This window comes from Neisseria sp. P0001.S005 (genome assembly GCF_051963715.1).
This window is the reverse complement of record NZ_JBQCTZ010000151.1, coordinates 1-8,256: the sequence shown is the minus strand read 5'-3', so window position 1 is coordinate 8,256 and position 8,256 is coordinate 1. Positions and strand designations below refer to the sequence as shown.

The following is an 8,256-nucleotide window of genomic DNA, read 5'->3' as shown; positions in this document are numbered from 1 at the left end:
TATCGTTGAATAATTGTTGAATTAAGTTTCAGAACCAAAGGCCGTCTGAATCAAACATGAAGTTTTCAGACGGCCTCAAACAGATTTTTAATATTGATTTGGAGAATTTAAATGGCAGCAAAAGACGTACAGTTCGGTAACGAAGTCCGCCAAAAAATGGTCAGCGGCGTGAACACTCTGGCAAACGCCGTCCGCGTAACCTTGGGTCCTAAAGGCCGCAACGTAGTCGTTGACCGCGCATTCGGCGGCCCGCACATCACTAAAGACGGCGTTACCGTCGCTAAAGAAATCGAATTGAAAGACAAATTCGAAAACATGGGCGCGCAAATGGTGAAAGAAGTCGCGTCCAAAACCAACGACGTAGCGGGTGACGGTACCACTACCGCCACCGTACTGGCACAAGCCATCGTTGCCGAAGGCATGAAATACGTTACCGCCGGCATGAATCCGACCGACCTGAAACGCGGTATCGACAAAGCCGTTGCCGCTTTGGTTGAAGAGCTGAAAAACATCGCCAAACCTTGCGACACTTCCAAAGAAATCGCCCAAGTCGGTTCGATTTCCGCCAACTCTGACGAACAAGTCGGCGCGATTATTGCCGAAGCGATGGAAAAAGTCGGCAAAGAAGGCGTGATTACCGTTGAAGACGGCAAATCTTTGGAAAACGAGCTGGACGTGGTTGAAGGTATGCAGTTCGACCGCGGCTACCTGTCTCCTTACTTCATCAACGACGCTGAAAAACAAATCGCAGCTTTGGACAATCCGTTTGTATTGTTGTTCGACAAAAAAATCAGCAACATCCGCGACCTGCTGCCTGTTTTGGAACAAGTGGCCAAAGCCAGCCGTCCGCTCTTGATTATCGCTGAAGACGTAGAAGGCGAAGCCTTGGCGACTTTGGTGGTGAACAACATCCGCGGTATTCTGAAAACCGTTGCCGTTAAAGCCCCTGGCTTCGGCGACCGCCGCAAAGCCATGTTGCAAGACATCGCTATCCTGACCGGCGGTGTGGTGATTTCCGAAGAAGTCGGCCTGTCTCTGGAAAAAGCGACTTTGGACGATTTGGGTCAAGCCAAACGCATCGAAATCGGTAAAGAAAACACCACCATCATCGACGGTTTCGGCGATGCAGCCCAAATCGAAGCACGTGTTGCCGAAATTCGCCAACAAATCGAAACCGCAACCAGCGAATACGACAAAGAAAAACTGCAAGAGCGCGTGGCTAAATTGGCCGGCGGTGTGGCAGTGATTAAAGTCGGTGCCGCTACCGAAGTGGAAATGAAAGAGAAAAAAGACCGCGTGGAAGACGCGCTGCACGCTACCCGCGCAGCCGTTGAAGAAGGCGTGGTTGCAGGCGGTGGCGTAGCCCTGTTGCGCGCCCGTGCCGCTCTGGAAAACCTGCACACCGGCAATGCCGACCAAGACGCAGGCGTACAAATCGTCTTGCGTGCCGTTGAGTCTCCGCTGCGCCAAATCGTTGCCAACGCAGGCGGCGAGCCTAGCGTAGTGGTGAACAAAGTGCTGGAAGGCAAAGGCAACTACGGTTACAACGCAGGCTCCGGCGAATACGGCGACATGATCGAAATGGGCGTACTCGACCCTGCCAAAGTAACCCGTTCCGCGCTGCAACACGCTGCGTCTATCGCCGGCCTGATGCTGACGACCGACTGCATGATTGCCGAAATCCCTGAAGAAAAACCAGCTATGCCTGACATGGGCGGCATGGGTGGAATGGGCGGCATGATGTAAGGCCGTCTGAAACCTTCAGACAAAAAGCAAACCGCATGGCAAGCAGCCGTGCGGTTTTTTATTTGCCAGTAGAAGCGTGAGATGGTAAGGGGTACGCCATGATTTACAGAGAAATAAGGGTAGCCAGTTCCATTGAATCAGAAGCAATCAAATAAACTTCATTATAAAAAAGGCCATCTGAAACTTTATTTTATGTTTCAGACGGCCTGATTAATGATCTAAACTGTTACTTTTTGTTTGAACGGCTGTATCGGACAGCTTGAGACAAGATTTCTTCAATTTCTATCCACATAATGCTTCCTTACAGCAAACCAGATTGACCTAAAGCCGGATCGTTGGCTCGTGCCGCTTGGGCATCTTCGACAGTCAGTCCAAGGGCTTTGGCCACGCCTTCGCCGTATGCCGGATCGCAACGGTAGCAGTTGCGGATATGGCGGTATTTGATGAAGTCTGGTGCATCACCCATGGCTGCGGCGGTGTTGTTAAACAAAGCTTGTTGTTGCTCATTGTTCATCAGCTTGAACAAAGCGCGCGGTTGGCTGAAGTAGTCGTCATCGTCTTGGCGGTAATCCCAGTGCGCCGCATCGCCGCTGATTTTCAAAGGAGGTTCGGCGAAGTCGGGCTGTTGCTGCCATTGGCCGAAGCTGTTGGGTTCGTAGTGCGGCAGGCTGCCGTAGTTGCCGTCGGCGCGACCTTGCCCATCGCGCTGGTTGCTGTGAACAGGGCAACGCGGGCGGTTGACGGGGATTTGGCGGAAGTTCACGCCTAAGCGGTAGCGTTGCGCGTCGGCGTAATTGAACAAACGGGCTTGCAGCATTTTGTCGGGGCTGGCGCCGATACCGGGCACAAGGTTGCTCGGTGCGAAGGCGGATTGTTCCACATCGGCGAAGAAGTTTTCGGGATTGCGGTTCAACTCGAATTCGCCCACTTCAATCAGCGGATAGTCTTTTTTCGGCCAAACTTTGGTCAAGTCAAACGGATGATACGGTACTTTTTCCGCATCGGCTTCAGGCATGATTTGGATGTACATCGTCCATTTCGGAAACTCGCCGCGTTCGATGGCTTCGTACAGGTCGCGTTGATGGCTTTCGCGGTCGTCGGCGATGATTTTGGCGGCTTCTTCATTGGTCAGGTTTTTAATTCCTTGCTGGGTGCGGAAATGGAATTTCACCCAAAAACGCTCGCCTGCTTCGTTCCAGAAGCTGTAAGTATGCGAACCGAAGCCGTGCATATGACGGTAGCTGGCTGGAATACCGCGGTCGCTCATGACGATGGTAACTTGGTGCAGTGCCTCGGGCAGCAGCGTCCAGAAGTCCCAGTTGTTCGTGGCAGAACGCATATTGGTGCGCGGGTCGCGTTTGACGGCTTTGTTCAGGTCAGGGAACTTACGCGGGTCGCGCAGGAAGAATACGGGCGTGTTGTTGCCGACCATATCCCAGTTGCCTTCTTCGGTATAGAACTTCAACGCAAAGCCGCGGATGTCGCGTTCCGCATCGGCTGCGCCGCGCTCGCCTGCCACGGTGGTGAAACGGGCGAACATCTCGGTTTTCTTGCCAACTTCGCTGAAGATTTTGGCGCGGGTGTATTTCGTGATGTCGTGCGTTACGGTGAACGTACCGAACGCACCCGAACCTTTGGCGTGCATACGGCGTTCGGGGATGACTTCGCGCACGAAGTCGGCGAGTTTTTCATTCAGCCACAAATCCTGCGCCAGCAACGGGCCGCGCGGACCAGCGGTCAGGCTGTTTTGATTGTCGGCAACGGGGGCGCCGTTGTTCATGGTCAGGTGGGTTACGGGACATTTAGAGACGGTCATGATGATTTCCTTTGTGAAATGGTCAATGGTTTATAAAACGATTTGCCGAAAAGCATATTCGTAGCCGGTTTCTTGGCATTCATAAATTTCTTGTATCGACATTTTATTTCCTTTTGCTGTTAACTATTAAAAGAACTATACAGAAAGATTTTAACTATTGGAACTATGAAATCGATTTAGAATTAATATTAATCAATCAGAAATTAAATTCTATTAGTTTTTATCAATGATTAAGCTGTAAAAAAGGCCGTCTGAAACTTTATTTTGTGTTTCAGACGGCCTTATTTTTAGTCAAAACAAGGGATTATTTATCCAGTTTGGCTTTGCGTTCTTCCAACCAATGTTCCAAGTAGTGGATGCTGACGCCACCTTTTTGGAAGCCTGGGTCATTGAACAAATCGCGGTGCAGCGGTGTATTGGTTTTGATGCCGGTAATCGCCAGCTCGGCAAGGGCTACGCGCATTTTCGCCATGGCTTGGCCGCGGTCTTTACCGATAACGCAGATTTTGCCGATCAGGCTGTCGTAGTAAGGAGGGATGCGGTAGCCTTGGTAGATGTGGCTGTCGACGCGGATGCCGAAGCCGCCGGGCAGGTGGCAGCTTTCAATCAGACCCGGGCTTGGAATGAAGTTGTATGGGTCTTCGGCGTTGATACGGCACTCAAACGCGTGACCTTCGACTTGAATGTCTTCCTGTTTGTATTGCAAAGGCAGGCCGGATGCGATGCGTAATTGCTCTTGGACGATGTCCACGCCGGTGATGAGCTCGGTAACCGGATGCTCAACCTGAACGCGTGTGTTCATCTCGATAAAGAAGAATTCGCCGTCTTCGTACAGGAATTCAAACGTACCTGCGCCGCGATAGCCGATGCGTTTGCAAGCGTCGGCACAGGCTTTGCCGATTTTGGCGCGTTCTTCTTCAGTGATGAACGGAGCAGGTGCTTCTTCGATAACTTTTTGGTGGCGGCGCTGCATGGAGCAGTCGCGCTCGGCGAGGTAGATGGCGTTGCCGTATTCGTCGGCAATCACTTGGATTTCGACGTGGCGCGGACGTTGCAGGTAGCGCTCCATGTAAACCATCGGGTTGCCGAATGCCGCGCCTGCTTCGGCTTTGGTCATTTCGACAGACTGGAGGAGGTCTTCTTTTTTCTCGACGACGCGCATACCGCGACCGCCACCGCCGCCGGAGGCTTTGATAATGACGGGATAACCGACTTTATCGGCGATTTTGAGGATTTCTTCGCCATCGTCTGGCAATGCGCCTTCAGAACCGGGAACGCAAGGCACGCCGGCTTCGATCATGGCATGTTTGGCGGATACTTTGTCACCCATCAGACGGATGGTATCGGCTTTCGGACCGATGAAGACAAAGCCGGATTGTTCGACTTGTTCGGCAAAATTGGCGTTTTCGGCGAGGAAGCCGTAGCCCGGGTGGATGCCGTCGGCTTCGGTTACTTCGGCGGCTGCGATGATGGCCGGGATGTTGAGGTAGCTTTGTGCGGATGCGGCAGGGCCGATGCACACGGATTCGTCGGCGAGTTTGACGTGCAGGCTGTCTTTGTCGGCTTCGGAATGGACGGCGACGGTGGCGATGCCCATTTCACGGCAGGCTCGCAGGACGCGCAGGGCGATTTCGCCCCGGTTGGCGATCAATACTTTTTTCAGCATGATAATTTTTCCGGATGGTTCAGACGGCCTCAGCGGCCGCCTAATGCGTTGCGGATTTTTTGGTCGGTTTTGTATTGGCTCAAGGCGTAAACCGACCACATGGCTGCCGGTATCCAGCCGATCAGCGTACATTGCAGAATCAGACAGATGATGCCTGCAATCGGACGGCCGATGGTGAAAAACTGCAACCAAGGCAAGAAAATAGCCAAAATCAGACGCATGGTTTGTCCTTAATGAACAGAAAAAGGAATTTCAGACGGCCTTAAAGATAAAGGCCGTCTGAAAAAGCGGATTATTCAATGATAAAGAGCGGCTCGCCGTATTCGACCGGAGTACCGTTTTCAACCAGAATTTCTTTAACGACACCGGATTTCTCGGCTTCGATTTCGTTCATCAGCTTCATGGCTTCGATGATGCACAAAGTATCGCCGGCTTTTACTTGTTTACCTACTTCAACGAAAGCAGCGGCGTTCGGGCCGGGAGCGCGGTAGAACGTACCGACCATAGGCGATTTTTGCGCGTTGGACAAATCGCGAGCGGCAGGGGCGGCTGCTGGAGCGGCTGCGGCCGGAGCAGCGGCAGGGGCGGCAACCGGAGCGGCTGCGGCAGGTGCCGGAGCAGCATAAATAGGAGCTGCGGCGGCAGTGGTACGCGTAATGCGGACTTTTTCTTCGCCTTCGGTAACTTCAATTTCTGCAATGCCTGATTCTTCGACCAAATCAATCAGTTTTTTCAATTTACGCAAATCCATTGCTTTTCCTTTTTAGCGCGGCATAAAGTGCATATTGGGTATGCGCCGCTGTGGTTTTAGATGATTTCCTGAGACGTCGGAAGGCGGGTTTGCCATCCGGCGTTTAAATAATGTCGGAACAGGACGGAGCCTGAGAAATGAATCTGGTTATTTTCCCGAACTTGCCGGTAAATGTCCAGTAAAAGATAGAAAAAAGGCGTTTTTCGGCGAAAAAAAGGATGGAACGCTGATTTTTATTAAAAAGCGATTTTCCCAAGAGCGTTTATTCTAATTTATTGGTTTTGCGACAAAACATGCCGTCTGAAAACCAACTTTGCGCGTATAATGGCGCCTGTTTTTTTAAAGTATGCACGACAATGGATATTTCCGATTTTGATTTTGAATTGCCCGAAAAACTGATTGCCCAGCATCCTCCCGAAGTGCGCGGCAGCAGCAGGCTTCTGGTTGCTTTGCCGACATTGCCGATTGAAGACAAACATTTCGGCGATTTACCCGATTATGTCGCACCGGGCGATGTGCTGGTGTTTAACAATACCAAAGTGATGAAGGCGCGCCTGTTCGGCCAAAAAGCCAGCGGCGGCAAAATCGAAGCCCTGATTGAACGGGTTTTAGACGCGCATACCGCATTGGCGCATATCCGCTCGTCCAAATCGCCAAAGCCGGGTACAGAATTGATTTTTGAAGGCGATATCCGTGCCGTCATGATGGAGCGTGCGGAAGAATTGTTTTGCCTGAAATTTGAAGGCGGGCAAACCGTTTATGAACTTTTGGAGCAAAACGGCCATCTGCCCTTGCCGCCTTATATCGAACGCGCGGCCGATGATGAAGACGACAGCCGCTATCAGACCGTGTACGCCAAATATCAAGGCGCAGTAGCCGCGCCGACGGCGGGTTTACACTTTACCGATGAGTTATTGGGCCGTCTGAAAGCCAAAGGCGTAGAAACCGCAGAAGTGACCCTGCACGTTGGTGCCGGCACATTCCAACCCGTGCGCGTCGATAAAATTGAAGAACACAAAATGCACAGCGAGTGGTTTGACGTACCGGCCGAGACCGTTGCCGCCGTTGAAGCCGCCAAAGCACGCGGCAATAAAGTGTGGGCAGTGGGCACAACCTCCATGCGCGCCTTAGAATCCGCCGCACGCGAAACAGGCCGTCTGAAAGCCGGACGCGGCGATACCGATATTTTCATTACGCCGGGCTACCGCTTCAATGTTGCCGACCGCTTGATTACCAATTTCCACCTGCCCAAATCAACCTTGCTGATGCTCGTCAGCGCATTTTCAGGCATGGAGCATATCCGCAGCGTTTACCGCCATGCAGTGGAACAGGAATACCGCTTTTTCAGCTATGGCGATGCGATGATTTTGGGAAAAGCGGAATAAATCAGAAGCGGATTGGAGTGTTTCAAACTGGTTATTTGGGTTGTCCCGAATCTGAATCAGTTGGAACGCTCTATTAAAATATGCGAATTAAAATAAATGATTAAAGCAAACGTGCGAAGTGGTTGGAATTTGAGTTATAAGAAATAAAACAAAAAAGGCCGTCTGAAAATCGTTTTTCAGACGGCCTTTTATATCCCCATACTTAGGCGTCGATGTTTTGTGCCAGCAGGGCGTTGTTTTCGATGAAGGCGCGGCGCGGTTCGACTTCGTCGCCCATCAGGGTGACGAACACTTCGTCGGCGGCGATGGCGTCTTCGATGCGGACTTTCAGAAGGCGGCGGACGGTAGGATCCATCGTGGTTTCCCAAAGTTGTTCCGGATTCATCTCGCCCAAGCCTTTGTATCGTTGGATGGACATGCCTTTTTGGGCAACGCTCATCAAGATGTCCAAAGCGCCTTCAAAGCTGTCGATATCGTATTCGTTGTCGCCTTTGTAGAGCTTTGCCCCTTTACCGACCATGCCTTTGAGTGCGGCGGCGGTTTGGGTAAGGGTTTGGTAGGCTTTGCTGTTGAGGAACTTAGGCTCGAGGTAGCTCACCATCACATTGCCGTGCAGCTTGCGTGTGATTTTGATGAACTGGTGTCCTTCGTGACCTTCAATACGTTCGAGCGCGACTTCTTTTTCGTCCAAGAGGCCGCTCAATTCGGCAACGGCGCGGTCTGCGCTTTCTGCCGTGCTGAGGTCGACCGGCGAAGCGTGCAGCATGGCATGCAGGACGAGTTCGTCAATGATGCGGCTTTCTTGCTCGATAACCGTTTTGGCCAACAGGAATTGTTTGGCGGTATTGGCAAGCTCTTCGCCTTCGATGGTGCGGCCGTCTGAAACGATTTT

6 protein-coding genes and 1 pseudogene are annotated in these 8,256 nt (G+C 51.9%); 2 read left to right on the top strand and 5 right to left on the bottom strand.

Annotation, left to right across the window (positions count from 1 at the left end):
* The first annotated feature begins 111 nt into the window (after nt 1-111).
* Complete coding sequence (groL, locus tag ACTHSP_RS14985) at nt 112-1,746, top strand: chaperonin GroEL (protein ID WP_204828078.1); 1,635 nt, start codon at nt 112-114, stop codon at nt 1,744-1,746.
* 301 nt (nt 1,747-2,047) lie between these two features.
* On the opposite strand, the gene katA is transcribed toward groL, so the two are convergent.
* From katA to accB, 4 genes are all read right to left on the bottom strand, one after another.
* Entirely contained in the window at nt 2,048-3,562 is a 1,515-nt protein-coding gene (gene katA / locus ACTHSP_RS14980; protein WP_049350803.1) for a catalase KatA, read from the bottom strand.
* A 304-nt stretch (nt 3,563-3,866) separates the two neighbouring features.
* Nucleotides 3,867-5,228, bottom strand: coding sequence for an acetyl-CoA carboxylase biotin carboxylase subunit (gene accC, locus ACTHSP_RS14975; protein WP_049350802.1), 1,362 nt, complete (start codon nt 5,226-5,228; stop codon nt 3,867-3,869).
* 29 nt (nt 5,229-5,257) lie between these two features.
* The gene (locus ACTHSP_RS14970) at nt 5,258-5,449 is read right to left on the bottom strand and encodes a YqaE/Pmp3 family membrane protein (protein WP_049350801.1); all 192 of its coding nucleotides are present in this window, start codon (nt 5,447-5,449) and stop codon (nt 5,258-5,260) included.
* Between the two features lie 71 nt (nt 5,450-5,520).
* A complete protein-coding gene (accB, locus tag ACTHSP_RS14965) occupies nt 5,521-5,979 on the bottom strand; it encodes an acetyl-CoA carboxylase biotin carboxyl carrier protein (RefSeq protein WP_049350800.1) in 459 nt (152 codons plus the stop codon).
* 356 nt (nt 5,980-6,335) lie between these two features.
* Here accB and queA point away from each other — a divergent pair, with 356 nt between their 5' ends.
* A complete protein-coding gene (gene queA, locus ACTHSP_RS14960) occupies nt 6,336-7,364 on the top strand; it encodes a tRNA preQ1(34) S-adenosylmethionine ribosyltransferase-isomerase QueA (protein ID WP_283121974.1) in 1,029 nt (342 codons plus the stop codon).
* Between the two features lie 202 nt (nt 7,365-7,566).
* On the opposite strand, the pseudogene gyrB reads toward queA, so the two are convergent.
* Nucleotides 7,567-8,256 (bottom strand): annotated as a pseudogene (gene gyrB / locus ACTHSP_RS14955) (DNA gyrase subunit B); the annotation flags it as partial.